The 14,749-nt window shown below is 69.5% G+C and carries 11 protein-coding genes; 2 read left to right on the top strand and 9 right to left on the bottom strand.

Features of this window, described 5'->3' with window-relative positions:
• Window positions 1–25 precede the first annotated feature (25 nt).
• The 4 genes from ACIHAR_RS25475 to ACIHAR_RS25460 all read right to left on the bottom strand — a co-directional run bounded on the left by ACIHAR_RS25475 (window position 26) and on the right by ACIHAR_RS25460 (window position 3,672).
• A complete protein-coding gene (locus ACIHAR_RS25475) occupies window positions 26–727 on the bottom strand; it encodes a ribonuclease HII (protein WP_400022056.1) in 702 nt (233 codons plus the stop codon).
• Between the two features lie 640 nt (window positions 728–1,367).
• Window positions 1,368–2,273, bottom strand: a complete 906-nt coding sequence (locus ACIHAR_RS25470; RefSeq protein ID WP_400022054.1) for an ADP-ribosylglycohydrolase family protein — start codon at window positions 2,271–2,273, stop codon at window positions 1,368–1,370.
• Window positions 2,274–2,285: 12 nt separating this feature from the next.
• A complete protein-coding gene (locus ACIHAR_RS25465) occupies window positions 2,286–2,945 on the bottom strand; it encodes a histidine phosphatase family protein (protein ID WP_365458886.1) in 660 nt (219 codons plus the stop codon).
• A 121-nt stretch (window positions 2,946–3,066) separates the two neighbouring features.
• On the bottom strand, window positions 3,067–3,672 hold the full coding sequence (locus ACIHAR_RS25460; protein WP_365458889.1) for a YdbC family protein: 606 nt from the start codon (window positions 3,670–3,672) through the stop codon (window positions 3,067–3,069).
• Between the two features lie 153 nt (window positions 3,673–3,825).
• Between ACIHAR_RS25460 and ACIHAR_RS25455 the strand changes: the two genes are divergently transcribed.
• Window positions 3,826–4,359: a TerD family protein gene (locus ACIHAR_RS25455; RefSeq protein WP_365458892.1), complete on the top strand. Its 534-nt coding sequence runs from the start codon at window positions 3,826–3,828 to the stop codon at window positions 4,357–4,359.
• Window positions 4,360–4,466: 107 nt separating this feature from the next.
• Here the strand turns inward: ACIHAR_RS25455 and ACIHAR_RS25450 are convergent, their stop codons facing one another.
• Together ACIHAR_RS25450 and nrdR are read right to left on the bottom strand one after the other, a co-directional pair.
• The gene (locus ACIHAR_RS25450) at window positions 4,467–7,361 is read right to left on the bottom strand and encodes a vitamin B12-dependent ribonucleotide reductase (protein WP_365458895.1); all 2,895 of its coding nucleotides are present in this window, start codon (window positions 7,359–7,361) and stop codon (window positions 4,467–4,469) included.
• A 168-nt stretch (window positions 7,362–7,529) separates the two neighbouring features.
• The gene (nrdR, locus tag ACIHAR_RS25445) at window positions 7,530–8,099 is read right to left on the bottom strand and encodes a transcriptional regulator NrdR (protein ID WP_365458898.1); all 570 of its coding nucleotides are present in this window, start codon (window positions 8,097–8,099) and stop codon (window positions 7,530–7,532) included.
• A gap of 585 nt (window positions 8,100–8,684) precedes the next feature.
• Between nrdR and lexA the strand changes: the two genes are divergently transcribed.
• Window positions 8,685–9,464 carry a transcriptional repressor LexA gene (lexA, locus tag ACIHAR_RS25440; RefSeq protein ID WP_365458901.1) on the top strand — a complete coding sequence of 260 codons (780 nt, stop codon included), beginning with the start codon at window positions 8,685–8,687 and terminating at the stop codon, window positions 9,462–9,464.
• A 156-nt stretch (window positions 9,465–9,620) separates the two neighbouring features.
• Here the strand turns inward: lexA and ACIHAR_RS25435 are convergent, their stop codons facing one another.
• From ACIHAR_RS25435 to ACIHAR_RS25425, 3 genes are all read right to left on the bottom strand, one after another.
• Window positions 9,621–11,615, bottom strand: a complete 1,995-nt coding sequence (locus ACIHAR_RS25435; protein WP_365458904.1) for an ATP-dependent DNA helicase — start codon at window positions 11,613–11,615, stop codon at window positions 9,621–9,623.
• Window positions 11,616–11,866: 251 nt separating this feature from the next.
• Window positions 11,867–12,481: a GNAT family N-acetyltransferase gene (locus ACIHAR_RS25430; protein ID WP_400022050.1), complete on the bottom strand. Its 615-nt coding sequence runs from the start codon at window positions 12,479–12,481 to the stop codon at window positions 11,867–11,869.
• Window positions 12,482–12,543: 62 nt separating this feature from the next.
• Window positions 12,544–14,652, bottom strand: coding sequence for an IucA/IucC family protein (locus tag ACIHAR_RS25425; protein WP_400022048.1), 2,109 nt, complete (start codon window positions 14,650–14,652; stop codon window positions 12,544–12,546).
• Between the last annotated feature and the right edge of the window lie 97 nt (window positions 14,653–14,749).

Here is a 14,749-nt window from a genome sequence, read left to right as displayed (position 1 = left end):
TGGCACATGCGTGCGAGCGGAATCGTCAGAAGTCGAAGCCGAGCTGGCCCTCGATCTCCGGAACGCTTCCGTCCGCCCAGATGCGGGCCTTCTTGAGGTGCCGCCACTGGGGCAGCGCATCAAGATACGCCCACGACAACCGGTGGTACGGGGTAGGGCCCCGCTCCTCCAGTGCGGCCTTGTGCACGGGTGAGGGATACCCGGCGTTGTCCGCAAAACCGAAGTCTGCATGGTCGATACCCAGTTCGGCCATCATTTTGTCGCGCTGAACCTTGGCGAGCACCGAGGCCGCCGCGACCGCCACGCACGACCGGTCGCCCTTGATCACCGTGCGGACCTTCCAGGGAGAGCCGAGGTAGTCGTGCTTCCCGTCGAGGATCACCGCGTCCGGGCGGATCGGAAGAGCGTCCAGAGCGCGTACGGCGGCAAGCCGAAGCGCGGCCGTCATCCCCAGGTCGTCGATCTCCTCTGGCGAGGCGTGACCCAGGGCGTACGACGTCACCCACTTCTCCAGTTGCACGGCAAGCTCATTGCGGCGCTTGACGGAGAGAAGCTTGGAGTCCGTGAGCCCCACGGGAGGCCGGCGGAGTCCGGTGACCGCCGCGCAGACGGTGACGGGACCGGCCCACGCGCCGCGGCCCACCTCGTCGACACCGGCAATGACCTTCGCTCCGGTCGTGGCGCGGAGGGAGCGCTCGACGGTGTGAGTAGGTGGTTCGTACGGCATGGCGCCCTTAGGGTACGCCGCCCGGATACCCTCGCGACACCCCGGATCCCCACGAAGACCCTCCGACCGGCGGGGACCGCGTCAGGACGCCCCGACCCACGTCCGGCCGAAGCGCAAGCAGCATGAACCGGGCGGCCGCCTTTTCGGCATCCCGCTCATCCGATTCGCCAAGGCACACCTTCGGCCGGTCACTCACCCCGACCGACGCGACGTGCGGCACACAGCCGTCCGTCGCCTGCGGAGAGCGCTGCGGTGCCGTCGGGCAGCGACGAGGGGAACGCCGGACGGGCGAGGTGGCGAGACAGCAGGCGCACCCTCAAGCGCGCGACCGCCCTCGCGGACCTTCACCAACCGCATATACAGACCTCGGAACGTGACGGGCCCTCAGTCACCCGACCCTGGTCAGGTGAGTGCTCTGGTGTGCTTGTCACGCCCCGCACACCGCCACCATCGCCGCCCGTAGCACGGTCAGGAAGCGGCACACCGATCACAGCCCACCCCTCGCGCCTCGCCGGTCAGTCACCCCACGTGCGCACAGACCTCGCACAGCGGATGACCGAACAACGAGCAGCCGATCACGGAGGGTTCCCATCGGTCACGGTGAGTTGGACCGAGGTGGCCGTCGCTGCTCAATGCGCCGTCACACGGACGTCGGCACCCACTGCGGCAGCGCCTCCACCTGCTCCACCCAGGGCCGGGGAGGCGTCCCCGTCTTCGCCGCGGCCAGGATCCCGCCCACGATGGCACAGGTGGTGTCCACGTCCCCGCCGACCTGTGCCGTCGTCCAGAACGCCTCTTCGTAGTCGCCCAGGGAGCGAACGGCGGACCAGAGCGCGAAGGGAACGGTGTCATGGGCTGTCGTACGCCTTCCGCAGCCCAGGACGGCCGCGACGGTGGCGGCGTCGCCGTAGTCGAGCATGTCCCGGGCACGTCGCAGGCCGGCGCCGACGGCACTCTTCGGGACGAGGGAGATGACGTCGTCCAGCAGTGCCCCCGCACTGGGCGGGCCGCCGGGCGCACCGGCCAGCGCGGCGGCCGCGGCCACGGCCATGGCCCCGACCACGGCCTCCCGGTGCTGGTGCGTGGGATAGGCGGAGATCTCCGCCTGGTGGGTCGCCTGCTCGGGGTCGTCGGCGTACCAGGCGCCCAGCGGGGCGATCCGCATGGCGGCGCCGTTGCCCCAGGACCCCTGACCGTTGAACAGCGCGGCGGACAGTTCGCGCCAGTCGCCGCCCTCCCGGACCAGTCTCAGCAGCCGGTTGACGGCCGGACCGTAGCCACGGTCGAAGTCGTGGTGCTCCGCGAAGGAGCGGGCCAGTGCGTCCTGGTCGACGCGGTGGTGGGCGGCCAGGACGGCGACCACGGAACAGGCCATCTCCGTGTCGTCTGTCCACTGCCAGGGGCCGGGCGGCAGCTCGCGGCGCTTCAGCAGCGGGTAGTTCACCGGCACGAAGAACTGTGAGCCCAGCGCGTCCCCCACCGCGAGTCCGCGCAGGCTGGCGAGGGCGCGCTCCAGGCGCCCTTCGGGAGAGGAGTCAGGGGTCATCGCTCTGCCACTCTATCCGGTGATCCCGTAGGGTTCCGGATCTCGCCACCGGTCGAAGGGCCGGTCAAGCGTGTACTTGCCGTCGTCCCCGAGAACGAGCATCCGCATCTCGGCGTTCCCGGGATTCGACAGCGACTCGAATTCGGCGACCGTCCAGTGGAACCAGCGCATGCAGAACAGGCGCATGGCGAGACCGTGGGTCACGATGAGCACGTTCGGCGGGTGGTCGGGGGCCTCGAAGCTGCGGAACAGGCTCTCCAGGAAGCCGCCCACCCGGTCGTACACGTCGGCGCCGCTCTCCCCCTGGGCGAAGCGGTAGAAGAAGTGCCCGTAGGCGTCCCGGTAGGCCTTCTGCAGACGGACGTCGTCGCGGTCCTGCCAGTTGCCCCAGTCCTGCTCGCGCAGCCGGGGCTCCTCGCGCACCCGTATCAGCTCGGGGTCGAGGTGGAAGGCGCGGAGGGTCTCGTGCGTGCGCCGGTAGGGCGATACGTACACGCTGACCCGCTCGCCGCCGAACAGCTCCCGCAGGGTCTTGCCCGTCTCCTCAGCCTGCCGCCAGCCTCGCTCGGTCAGGGCCAGTGCGTGGTCCGGTTCACGCTCGTACACGGTGTCATCAACATTGCCCGTTGACTCCCCGTGTCGGACAAGAACGATGCGCCGTGGTCGTGCCATGCCGAAACCCTAGATCGGATGGCGAGCGTCCGAGCACTCGGAGGGCCCTCATACGGCACAGGTCACACACATCCTCCACCAAGAGCCACAGTGGAGCACCCGCAGCCGGCGAGTTCGGATGTCAAACCGTCCAGGTCGGTTCCAGCTCCACGATGTCACCGGTGAGGGAGGAGATGTCCGCCTCGGTCTGGGCGCGCAGCGCGAGTCGCTCCACGCGCTCGGTGCGGTACTTGCCGTGTTCGGCCTCGGAGCGCCACATCGACAGCACCAGGAACTCATGGCCCGGGGCCTCGGCGAACAGCCCGCGGATCATGCCGGGGGAACCGGCCATGGCGGGGTTCCACACCTTCTCCTGCATCAGGGTGAAGTGCTCGGCGCGCTCCTCGTGGACCCGGCACAGCGCCACCCGCAACAGGTCCGAGTCGGTGAAGCGGGGTTCGAAGCCCGTTTTCACGTCGAAGCGGTAGTCGAACAGGCGGACCTGGGCGTCCTTGAAGGTGCCCGCCTGGGCGGCCGCGAGCCGGTCGTGGGAGCGCGCCATGAAGGAGTCGTAGAAGGCGCGGCTCTCCCAGAAGGAGAAGACATGCGCGACGGAGGGCCGTGCCCTGCTCCAGCCCCCGCCCTGTCCCCGAAAGCCCGGCTCCCCCAGAAGCCCCGCCCACTTTCGCTGCCCGCGTTCGAAACCGCGGCGGTCCACCACGGTGCAGCGAATCCACTTGACCAGCACCGCGCCATGGTAAGGCCAGCGGGCGTGGCGTCGGTCACCTCCGGCTCGGGACAGTCGTGCGAGCGTGCACGCGCGCGTGGCAGGATGGACAACCGGCCCTGACGAGCGGCCAGTTCGGGGCAACGGCAGACGGGGAACGGGGAGGTCAGTCCGGTGAACGGCCTGAACAAGGGCATCCGCAAGGTCGAGATAGCGCTGAAGTGGGACCCGAGTCCGGCAGGGCAACCGCCCACGGATCTGGACATAGTGGCCGCGACCTACCTGACGGACGATCCGCAGGACGCACCCGCGTACGTGGTGCACTTCGACAGCCGCTCTCCCGACGGCACCATCTATCTCAACCGGGACAGCAAGGACGGCAAGGGCTTCGGCTGGGACGAGGTCCTGACGGTGGAACTCGCGCGGCTGGACGCCCGGTACGCGCGCGTGGTCGTCGGTGTGGTCATCCAGCAGCGGCCCGCGCACCGGTCCTTCGTCAGCGTGCTCAATCCCGCCGTCCGGATCCGCGAGGGATACACCGACCTGGCGGTGGACGACTTCGGCGGCGTGCTCGGCGCGACGGCGGCGACGGTCGCGGAATTTGTCCGTGTGCCGTCCGACGGGTGGTCGTTCCGCGACGGTGTCCAGGGCTTCGAGGACGACCCGGCGGACTTCACCCGGATCATGGGCCGGCTGCGCCGGTCCTGATCCCCGTACCGCACGCCGGGTGTCGGACACGCACGAGGGCGGTGGAGCCGTGGACCGGCTCCACCGCCCTCTGCCAGGTCAGTCACCCCTGGCCGTTACGGCGTGTGTCAGCTGCAGCCGCTGGTCGAGCCGCAGCCCTCGCAGATGTAGCAGGAGCCGGCCCGCTGCATCTTCGTACCGCAGGAGAAGCACAGCGGGGCGTCGGCCTGGATGCCCAGCTGCATCTCCACCAGTTCGGCGCTGGTGTGGGCCTGCTTCGGGGCGGGCTTGCTCGCCTCGGCGTCCGCCTTCGGCGTGGCGACGGCCTTCAGGTCGGTCTGGCGCGGGGCCGACTGGGCCAGGCCCTCGACGTCCACGTCCTCCTCGGCCGGCTCGTACGAACCGGTCTCCAGGTGCCGCTGACGCTCCTCGGCGGAGTGGATGCCGAGCGCGGAGCGCGTCTCGAAGGGCAGGAAGTCCAGCGCCAGGCGGCGGAAGATGTAGTCGACGATCGACTGGGCCATCCGCACGTCGGGGTCGTCCGTCATGCCGGCCGGCTCGAAGCGCATGTTGGTGAACTTCGAGACGTACGTCTCCAGCGGGACGCCGTACTGCAGGCCGACGGAGACCGCGATGGAGAAGGCGTCCATCATGCCCGCGAGGGTCGAGCCCTGCTTGGACATCTTCAGGAAGACCTCGCCGAGACCATCGTCCGGGTAGGAGTTGGCGGTCATGTAGCCCTCGGCACCGCCGACGGTGAAGGACGTGGTGATGCCGGGACGTCCCTTCGGGAGGCGCTTGCGGACCGGGCGGTACTCGACGACCTTCTCGACCGCGGTACGGATCGTCTCCTCGGCCTTCTCGGTGATCTCCGCCTTCTCCTTCTCCTTGGTCTTCGCGGAGAGGGGCTGGCCGACCTTGCAGTTGTCGCGGTAGATGGCGAGGGCCTTGACGCCGAGCTTCCAGGCCTCGAAGTAGATCTCCTCGACCTCCTCGACGGTCGCCGTCTCCGGCATGTTGACCGTCTTGGAGATGGCGCCGGAGATCCACGGCTGGATCGCGGCCATCATGCGGACGTGGCCCATCGGGGAGATGGCGCGCTCGCCCATGGCGCAGTCGAACACCTCGTAGTGCTCCTGCTTGAGACCGGGGGCGTCGATCACATTGCCGTGCTCGGCGATGTGGGCGACGATCGCCTCGATCTGCTCCTCCTGGTAGCCCAGGCGGCGCAGGGCCTGCGGGACGGTGCCGTTGACGATCTGCATCGAGCCGCCGCCGACCAGCTTCTTGAACTTGACCAGGGCGAGGTCGGGCTCGACACCGGTGGTGTCGCAGGACATCGCCAGGCCGATGGTGCCGGTCGGGGCGAGCACGGACGCCTGGGAGTTACGGAAACCGTTCTTCTCACCGAGACGCAGCACGTCCTGCCAGGCCTCCGTGGCGGCGGCCCAGACCGGGGTGTCCAGGTCGTCCATGCGGACGGCCGTGCCGTTGGCGTCGGCGTGCTGCTTCATGACGCGGTTGTGGGCGTCGGCGTTGCGGGCGTAGCCGTCGTAGGGGCCGACGACCGCAGCCAGCTCGGCGGAGCGGCGGTAGGCCGTACCCGTCATCAGGGAGGTGATGGAGCCGGCCAGGGCGCGGCCGCCGTCGGAGTCGTAGGCGTGACCCGTGGCCATCAGCAGGGCGCCGAGGTTGGCGTACCCGATGCCGAGCTGGCGGAACGCGCGGGTGTTCTCCCCGATCTTCTGGGTGGGGAAGTCCGCGAAGCAGATGGAGATGTCCATCGCGGTGATGACGAGCTCGACGACCTTCTGGAAGCGCTCGGTCTCGAAGGACTGGTTGCCCTGACCGTCGTCCTTGAGGAACTTCATCAGGTTCAGCGAGGCCAGGTTGCAGGACGTGTTGTCCAGGTGCATGTACTCGCTGCACGGGTTCGACGCGGTGATCCGGCCGGACTCGGGGCAGGTGTGCCAGTTGTTGATGGTGTCGTCGTACTGGATGCCGGGGTCGGCGCAGGCCCAGGCGGCCTCGGCGATCTTGCGGAAGAGCGACTTGGCGTCGACCTCCTCGATCACGTCACCGGTCATCCGCGCGCGCAGGCCGAACTGGCCGCCCTGCTCGACGGCCTTCATGAACTCGTCGTTCACGCGGACCGAGTTGTTGGCGTTCTGGTACTGGACGGACGTGATGTCGTCGCCGCCCAGGTCCATGTCGAAGCCCGCGTCGCGCAGGACGCGGATCTTCTCCTCCTCCTTGACCTTGGTCTCGATGAAGTCCTCGATGTCCGGGTGGTCCACGTCGAGGACGACCATCTTGGCGGCGCGGCGGGTGGCGCCACCCGACTTGATGGTGCCGGCGGAGGCGTCGGCGCCGCGCATGAAGGAGACCGGGCCGGAGGCGTTGCCACCGGAGGAGAGCAGTTCCTTGGAGGAGCGGATGCGGGAGAGGTTCAGGCCCGCGCCGGAACCGCCCTTGAAGATCATGCCCTCTTCCTTGTACCAGTCGAGGATCGACTCCATGGAGTCGTCGACCGACAGGATGAAGCAGGCGGAGACCTGCTGGGGCTGCGGGGTGCCGACGTTGAACCAGACCGGGCTGTTGAAGCTGAAGATCTGGTGCAGGAGGGCGTACGCCAGCTCGTGCTCGAAGATCTCGGCGTCGGCGGGCGAGGCGAAGTACTTGTAGTCCTCACCGGCCTTCCGGTACGTCTTCACGATGCGGTCGATCAGCTGCTTGAGGCTGACCTCGCGCTGCGGGGTGCCGACGGCTCCCCGGAAGTACTTGCTGGTGACGATGTTGACCGCGTTCACCGACCAGAAGTCGGGGAACTCGACGCCACGCTGCTCGAAATTGACCGAGCCGTCGCGCCAGTTGGTCATGACGACGTCACGGCGCTCCCAGGCCACCTCGTCGTACGGGTGCACGCCGGGGGTGGTGTGGATGCGCTCGACACGCAGCCCCTTGGTGGCCTTGGCGCCCTTCGCTCGGGAACCTCGTGCCGGACCGCTCGCCGTCTCTGTCATGCCGCCTCCCTGTACAGGCAAAAACGCCCTGAAATGCCACGATGTTCCCGTGGCGCGGTGTTGTGTCTGGTGCTGCGGGCGACACACTCGCCCTCACCCGCAACAAAGTCTTCGTGCGCCGCCGCCCCGACCGGATCCGGGGTCTGTCGCCCGGTTCCGGCCCTCCGGTCAGTCGGCAGCGTGGGCGGGCTCGGGGACCTGTACGGTCCCTCCACGCCCGCCGTCGTCTTCCCGGCCCCCCGCGACAGCGCCTTCGGCGTCCTCGCGGTCGTCGTCGTCCGCGGCGGGGTGTCCCGTCTGCTCCCTGAGTTCCGCGATGGCGGCCTCGAAGTCCTCGAGCGAGTCGAACGCCCGGTAGACGGACGCGAATCGCAGGTAGGCGACGAGGTCGAGCTCCTGCAACGGGCCGAGTATGGCCAGCCCCACGTCGTGGGTGGTCAGTTCGGCGCTCCCGGTGGCACGCACCGCCTCCTCGACGCGCTGGCCGAGCTGGGCGAGTGCGTCCTCGGTGACGGGCCGTCCCTGGCATGCCTTGCGCACACCGTTGATGATCTTGGTGCGACTGAAGGGCTCGGTGACTCCGGACCGCTTCACCACCATGAGCGAGCACGTCTCCACGGTCGTGAAACGACGGGAGCAGTCAGGGCACTGGCGGCGCCTGCGGATCGACGTGCCGTCGTCGGTCGTACGACTGTCGACCACGCGGCTGTCGGGGTGCCTGCAGAAGGGGCAGTGCATGAATTCCCAACCCTCCTCACAGCAGACTCAATAGCCTCGCAGGGCCTCACGGGCCCCTCGAAGCAGCCCCAAGCATAGGCGATCCAGGAGGGTGCGATGACCCGGGGGACCACAACTTGTGGGCTGCCGGTGACATCCAACCACTAGATATGGGGCTTGGCTCATACACCCAGGCGGCGACGCGTGTCGCACCCCAAGGGCTCACAGGCCGCGTTCCCGCCGTCACATTGAGCATGCGGAACTCGCGCCTAGGCGCGCGTGCACAGCCGTGTCACCGCGGCGCGACTGAGGGGTGGCGTGAGCACCAGGAGGAGGAGAGGTGCGACTCTCGCACAGAGCCGGGCCCGGTGCCCGACCGACGGGAGGACGGATGGCAGACTGGGGCGACACCTCACAAGGTCATCGATCCCGGCGGTGAAGAGTACAACAATGCACGCTTTCATCCGTCGGCCAGCGCGCTAGCCATACACCCAGGCACATGATCAAGTCAGGCGTTTCACGCTTTTTCACTCGAACGTGTGTTTGGCGCAACCTTTCGAAAGCAACTACCGTTGTCCAGCAGGGAGACCATCGAGAGGGGCCGACGTGACCACCACCGCAGACAGTGCCACCATCACCGCCCAGGACCGCTCCCAGGGCCGACTCGAGCCGGTGCACGCGATGAACGAAGCCACGAATCCCGAGGGGCACAAGCGCTCCCTGCCGGGACGACCTCCAGGCATCCGGGCGGACAGCTCGGGGCTCACCGACCGGCAGCGGCGGGTGATCGAGGTCATCAGGGACTCCGTGCAGCGGCGCGGATATCCGCCGTCCATGCGGGAGATCGGCCAGGCGGTCGGCCTGTCCAGCACGTCCTCGGTCGCCCACCAGCTGATGGCACTGGAGCGGAAGGGCTTCCTCCGCCGCGACCCGCACCGCCCGCGCGCGTACGAGGTCCGCGGTTCCGACCAGGCCGCCGCCGTGCAGCCCACGGACACCGCCGGCAAGCCCGCCGCGTCGTATGTTCCGTTGGTCGGCCGGATCGCCGCCGGTGGCCCGATCCTGGCCGAGGAGTCGGTCGAGGACGTCTTCCCCCTGCCCCGGCAGCTCGTCGGTGACGGTGAGCTGTTCGTGCTGAAGGTCGTGGGCGACTCGATGATCGAGGCCGCGATCTGCGACGGCGACTGGGTCACCGTCCGCCGCCAGCCGGTCGCCGAGAACGGCGACATCGTGGCCGCCATGCTCGACGGCGAGGCCACCGTCAAGCGCTTCAAGCGTGAGGACGGCCATGTGTGGCTGCTCCCGCACAACGCGGCATACGAGCCGATCCCGGGCGACGACGCGACCATTCTCGGCAAGGTGGTGGCCGTTCTGCGCCGCGTCTGAGACCGGCGGTGGACGGGCCTTCTCGATCCGCCTCCGCCCCTGACTGGGCCCCGGAATCCCTGCGCCGATTCCGGGGCCCTGTGCTGCGCCCACCGACGCTGCCCCACCGCTTGGGGACGGCGGACGGCCGGGCCGGCTACCGGACCAGGCCCTCCCTCACTGCGCTTCCGCTGCCGATTCCAGCTCCGCCTTCCGCGCCGCCTCGTCGATCGCCGCCAGTGACCTACGGACCTGGTTGCGGTCCGTCGTGTACCAGAAGTCGGGCATGGACGCCTTGAGGTAGCTGCCGTAGCGGGCGGTCGCCAGGCGCTGGTCCAGTACGGCGACGACACCGCGGTCACCCGAGGCGCGTACCAGCCGGCCCGCACCCTGGGCCATCAGCAGCGCGGCGTGCGTGGCGGCGACTGCCATGAAGCCGTTGCCCCCGGCGTCCTCCACCGCTTTCTGGCGAGCGCTCATCAGCGGATCGTCCGGGCGCGGGAACGGGATCTTGTCCATGACCACCAGCTGGCAGCTGGGTCCGGGGACGTCGACGCCCTGCCAGAGCGAGAGCGTGCCGAAGAGGCAGGTCCTGGGATCCGCCGCGAAGTTCTTGATCAGCTCGCCGAGGGTCTCCTCCCCCTGCAACAGGATGGGGAACTCGGGAATGCGGGTGCGCAGCTCCTCCGCGGCAAGCTGGGCGGCCCGCATCGAGGAGAAGAGGCCGAGGGTGCGCCCGCCGGCCGCCTGGATCAGCTCCGTCAGCTCGTCCAGCATGTCCCCGCGGTCACCGTCCCGCGCGGGGCGCGCCAGATGCTTGGCGACGTACAGGATGCCCTGCTTGGGGTAGTCGAAGGGCGAGCCGACGTCGATGCCCTTCCACTGCGGGACGTCCTCGCCCTGCGTGCCCTCGGGGGCGAGGCCCAGAGAGGCGCCCACGCCGTTGAAGTCCCCGCCCAGTTTCAGCGTCGCCGAGGCCAGGACGACGGAGCGGTCCGCGAAGAGCTTCTCGCGGAGCAGGCCCGACACGGACAGGGGGGCGACGCGCAGGGAGGCGCCGAAGCGGTCGTGGCGCTCGTACCAGACGACGTCGTACTCGGAGCCGTTCACGATCCGCTCCGCCACGTCGTGCACGCTCTCCACCGAGGCGAGCGCCTGCTTGCGGACGGCGTCCTCGTCCTGGACCGACTTGTCGCGGGTCGCGCCGATCGCGGAGATGACGGTGCGCGCTGCGTCGCGCAGCGCCATGAGGGCGTAGCCGAGGTCTTCCGGGATCTCCTCGAGGCGGCCCGGCAGCGCCAGCTCCATCAGCCGCTCGAAGCCCTCGGCGGCGGTCTGGAGCTGGTCGGCGGCCTTCTCGTCGACCAGTTTCGCCGCGCGGCGCACCGCACGGTTGACCTGGCCCGGGGTGAGCTCGCCGGTGGCGACTCCCGTCACCCGGGAGACCAGCTCGTGCGCCTCGTCGACGATCAGCACCTCGTGCTGCGGGAGGACCGGGGCGCCCTCGATGGCGTCGATGGCGAGCAGGGCGTGGTTGGTGACGACGACCTCGGACAGTTTGGCGCGCTCGCGAGCCATCTCCGCGAAGCACTCGGCACCGTACGCGCACTTCGAGGCGCCGAGGCACTCGCGCGAGGAGACGGAGACCTGACTCCAGGCGCGGTCGGAGACGCCGGGTGTCAGGTCGTCGCGGTCCCCGTCCTCGGTCTCGTCGGCCCAGTCGCGCAGCCGCATCAGGTCCTGGCCGAGCTTGCTGGTGGGCGCGGCCGCCTCGAACTGGTCGAAGAGGCCCTCCTCCTCGTCCTGAGGCATGCCTTCGTGCAGACGGTGCAGGCACAGATAGTTGGAGCGGCCCTTGAGCATCGCGAACTCCGGGCGGCGACGCAGCAGCGGATGCAGCGCGTCGACCGTGCGCGGCAGATCCCGCTCCACGAGCTGGCGCTGCAGTGCCAGGGTGGCGGTCGCCACGACGACTCTCTCCCCGTGTGCGAGCGCGGGCACGAGGTACCCCAGGGACTTACCGGTACCGGTGCCGGCTTGGACCAGCAGATGGGAGCCGTCGTCGATCGCCTCCGCGACGGCTTCGGCCATGGTCACCTGGCCGGGGCGCTCCGTACCGCCGACGGCGGCGACGGCGGCATGCAGGAGTTCGGGGAGTGAGGGCTTCGTCATAGCGCGACCACCCTACGGCGCGGGACTGACAAACGTGGGGTCATGCAGGTGGTCAGAGGTGACAGCGGGGACGGCGGGGACGGAATCAATGTCGGTGCTTCTCGAGTCGGTGGTGGGCGGAGGGGCGGTGGGGCGGAGTGCGTGACCGGCCGGAAAAGAATTCTTCGGCCGCCTGACGACGGGGAACCGGTCGGCACCCCGAGGCGTTCACCTTGTAACGGCACGACAGCGGAGGGTCGCAACAGGGGGCGTCATGGCCGGTCCCGGACCATGAGGGCCGCTCGCTTGGCGGGCAGGTCGACCTCGGCGGAAAACCGGAAGCCGGCACTGAGAAAGGCGGCGATGGAGGGGATGTTGCGAAGGTCGGGTTCAGCGAGGACACGTGCGCACGCGGGTCTCCTGTCGAGTACGAGGCGGGCCACGGCTCGGAGCAGAGCGGCGCCGAGTCCTCGTCCACGGTCGGCGCCACCGCCGATGAGGAGGTGGATACCCGTGTCATGAGGCCGGGCCGGATAGTGACGGGCCAGTGGGTCGAGGTCTGCCCGGTAGATCTCCCAGTAGCTCATCGGAGTGCCGTCCAGGACACCGAGACAGGGAACGCTGCGTCCGTCGCCGTCGAGTTGGCACCGCAGATGGGCCTCGGTCACGGAGGCGGGACCTGAAAGCTCCCAGAAGGCGGCGACATCGGGGTCGTTCATCCAACCGCAGATGCGGCGGAGGTCCCTCTCGACCCGGACGGGGACGAGGTGGAAGACGCCGGTGGGAGTGGCGACGGGACCCCAGCCCTCGATGTGGTTCAGCAGGTCGTCGGCATCGGGTGCGGACAGACAGAGAGCCGGCATGTCCTCGACGTGTGTGGGATGCACGGTAAGGCCTCTCTCCGACGGCGGAACGGGTGGGCACCTCGGTGGGGTGAGGGAGTGGGTGTTCAGGAAGCTGAAGGTTTGAGGAGATGCAGGGGGTTGGCGATGGTGACGTACACGGACTGGGTGTCGACCGGACCGACGAGTTCGTCGAGGCCGTGGAGCCGGGTCAGGAGGTTGGCCTTGCAGCGCAGGACGGGTGAGTCGAGCAGACGGGCGGGCAGCGAACTGCGCAACCGGGCGGGGCCGTGGGCGGCGTCCGTGAGGAACCGTCGGAAGGCGGCGAGCAGTACGTGCTCGTCGGCGAGCCGCTGGGAGCCGAAGGCGCCGATGAGTCCGAGGACGTTGTTGATGCCGAGGTAGTAGGCGAAGCGTTCGTCGGTGACCTCGTCGGAGACGAAGGTGTCACTGTGTTCGCCGATTCCGGGCAGTCGGGCGTCGAGTTCCGTGCGGCGGGACACGCGGAAGTAGTAGCCCTGGTTGTCGCGGTAGCGGCCGCCGGTGGGCCAGCCGTCGGGGTCCAGCAGAAGGAGCGTGTTCTGCTGGTGTGCTTCCAGAGCGATGCCTGCCTCGCCGTCGAACCACAGCACCGGACGGACGACCTGCTCGAGGTAGCGCAGGAACCACTCGGTGGCCACGGCGACTCGCGGTCGGCCCGTCTTCCGAGCGAGGCGGGTGACGAGCGCGGCGAGCCGCGACGGCCCGGGGGAAGCCGTGCCCTGAGCCGGCAGGTGCGTCCCGGTCACGGGATGACCTGGTTGTGCGTTCTCTCGGGCGGACGGCCGGGGCGCGACGAGGCCGGCGACGCAGGAGACGTCGTCGGCCGGGGTGAACGGGTTGTGCCGGATCACCACGTCGAGCCCTGTCACCGGGAGGCCGTCCGGGCCGTCGACCGCGAGCCAGGCCGGGTCGCGGACGATGTCGAAGCCCGGATGGACCGTCTGCCACTGCCTGCACAGGCCGGTGCGCAACAGGCGGTGCACCTCGACACCGCGATGCAGTTCCTTGCGGAGGTTCTCGCGGCGGGAGTTGGTGATGCGCAGGCCCAGCGACAGCTTGAGCATCGCCGGGGCGCCCGAGCGGTAGACGGTGCGGACGGAAGAGGTGGGATGCCAGGGAAATCCGTGGGTGCCGAGGTCGCGGAGCAGTCCCGCGTCGAACAGGGCTGCGACGTCGGGACGTTGGCGGACCTCATGTAGCTGCCAGGGGTGCATCGGCAGGGCGGCGTGGCCGTCGGGCAGCGACAGCCCGGCGCCGGCGAGTCGGGCCGTCAGCCGGTCCGCGGGGACGCGGCGGCCACGCTCGGTCCAGGCGGAGTCGGTGGCGAGTACGGAGGGGGCGACAGCCAGCCAGTGCAAGCGGAAGGTGCCGTGCAACTCAGGTGAGTACAGGGCGGCTTCGGTGTCCGAGAGGCCTTCGCGGCTCTTGGGGGTCGGGTGGAAGGGATGTCCGAGCATCAGTGCCTGTTCGGCCGAGAGGAACAGGTCAGGCTGGTCCGCCGGGCTTTCCCCTCGGCTGCTGATGAAGGTCGCGGTTCGGCGGACGGAGTCGGCGACGCGAGCGACGAGGTCGACCCCGGCCTCGATGGCGGAGTTGGGGGCGGTGCGGCCGTCTGCCCGGGCGGTTTCTGGGCCTGGGCAGGCAGTGGTGCCGTGGCCTCGGAGGGCGTCCCGTCCCTCGCCGATGCGCGGCTCCTCTGTGGCGGCGGCCGTGGGGGTCGGCGATGCGAGCGTCTCGCGGGCCAGCAGGGCCGCGACCGTGACCGCGTCCGCGGGTGGGGCGTGGTCGGAGGCATGCGCCAGGTGCACGGGACCGAAGCGGTGCCAGCCCGTCGGGGACCAGTAGGGGACGGGGGTGAGCAGAGTGGTGCCGCTGGCGGGCAGCGGGATGCGCAGGATGCCGTCGTCGGGGGCGGACAGGCCGTTCTCGCGCACCCAGCAGCGCAGCAGGTTCTCCACGGCCGCGGCCTGGGCCGCCGTGAGGGGGTCGGGGTGGTCCAGGAGAGCGGGGTGCGCCAGGTGCGGTGGTTCGGTGGCATGGGGGTCTTCCCGACGGCGGGGGACCGGGGCAGCGGGGGTGAAGAACGTTGACGGAACAGAGGAGGGGGACGCCGGTGCGGGGGAAGTGGCAGTGGGCGGGGTGGCTGAGCCGGCTGGCTGGAGGGATGTGTTCAAGGTCGTTCCTCGTCGGGTGGGGTGGGCTCGGTCGGCGACGAAACGGGGTGTGGTGGCGGTGGGCACGCAGCCCGTGGGCGGACTCCGGTGGCTCCGT

The organism is Streptomyces sp. NPDC052016, assembly GCF_044548445.1.
Lineage (GTDB): Bacteria > Actinomycetota > Actinomycetes > Streptomycetales > Streptomycetaceae > Streptomyces.
This window is presented reverse-complemented; position numbering and strand designations above follow the sequence as displayed.

Excerpts from the sequence above, each read along its gene's own strand:
- ACIHAR_RS25475 (WP_400022056.1), bottom strand. The coding sequence starts at position 727 with ATGCCGTACGAACCACCTACTCACACCGTCGAGCGCTCCCTCCGCGCC.
- ACIHAR_RS25470 (WP_400022054.1), bottom strand. The coding sequence starts at position 2,273 with ATGACCCCTGACTCCTCTCCCGAAGGGCGCCTGGAGCGCGCCCTCGCC.
- ACIHAR_RS25465 (WP_365458886.1), bottom strand. The coding sequence starts at position 2,945 with ATGGCACGACCACGGCGCATCGTTCTTGTCCGACACGGGGAGTCAACG.
- ACIHAR_RS25450 (WP_365458895.1), bottom strand. The coding sequence starts at position 7,361 with ATGACAGAGACGGCGAGCGGTCCGGCACGAGGTTCCCGAGCGAAGGGC.
- nrdR (WP_365458898.1), bottom strand. The coding sequence starts at position 8,099 with ATGCACTGCCCCTTCTGCAGGCACCCCGACAGCCGCGTGGTCGACAGT.
- ACIHAR_RS25435 (WP_365458904.1), bottom strand. The coding sequence starts at position 11,615 with ATGACGAAGCCCTCACTCCCCGAACTCCTGCATGCCGCCGTCGCCGCC.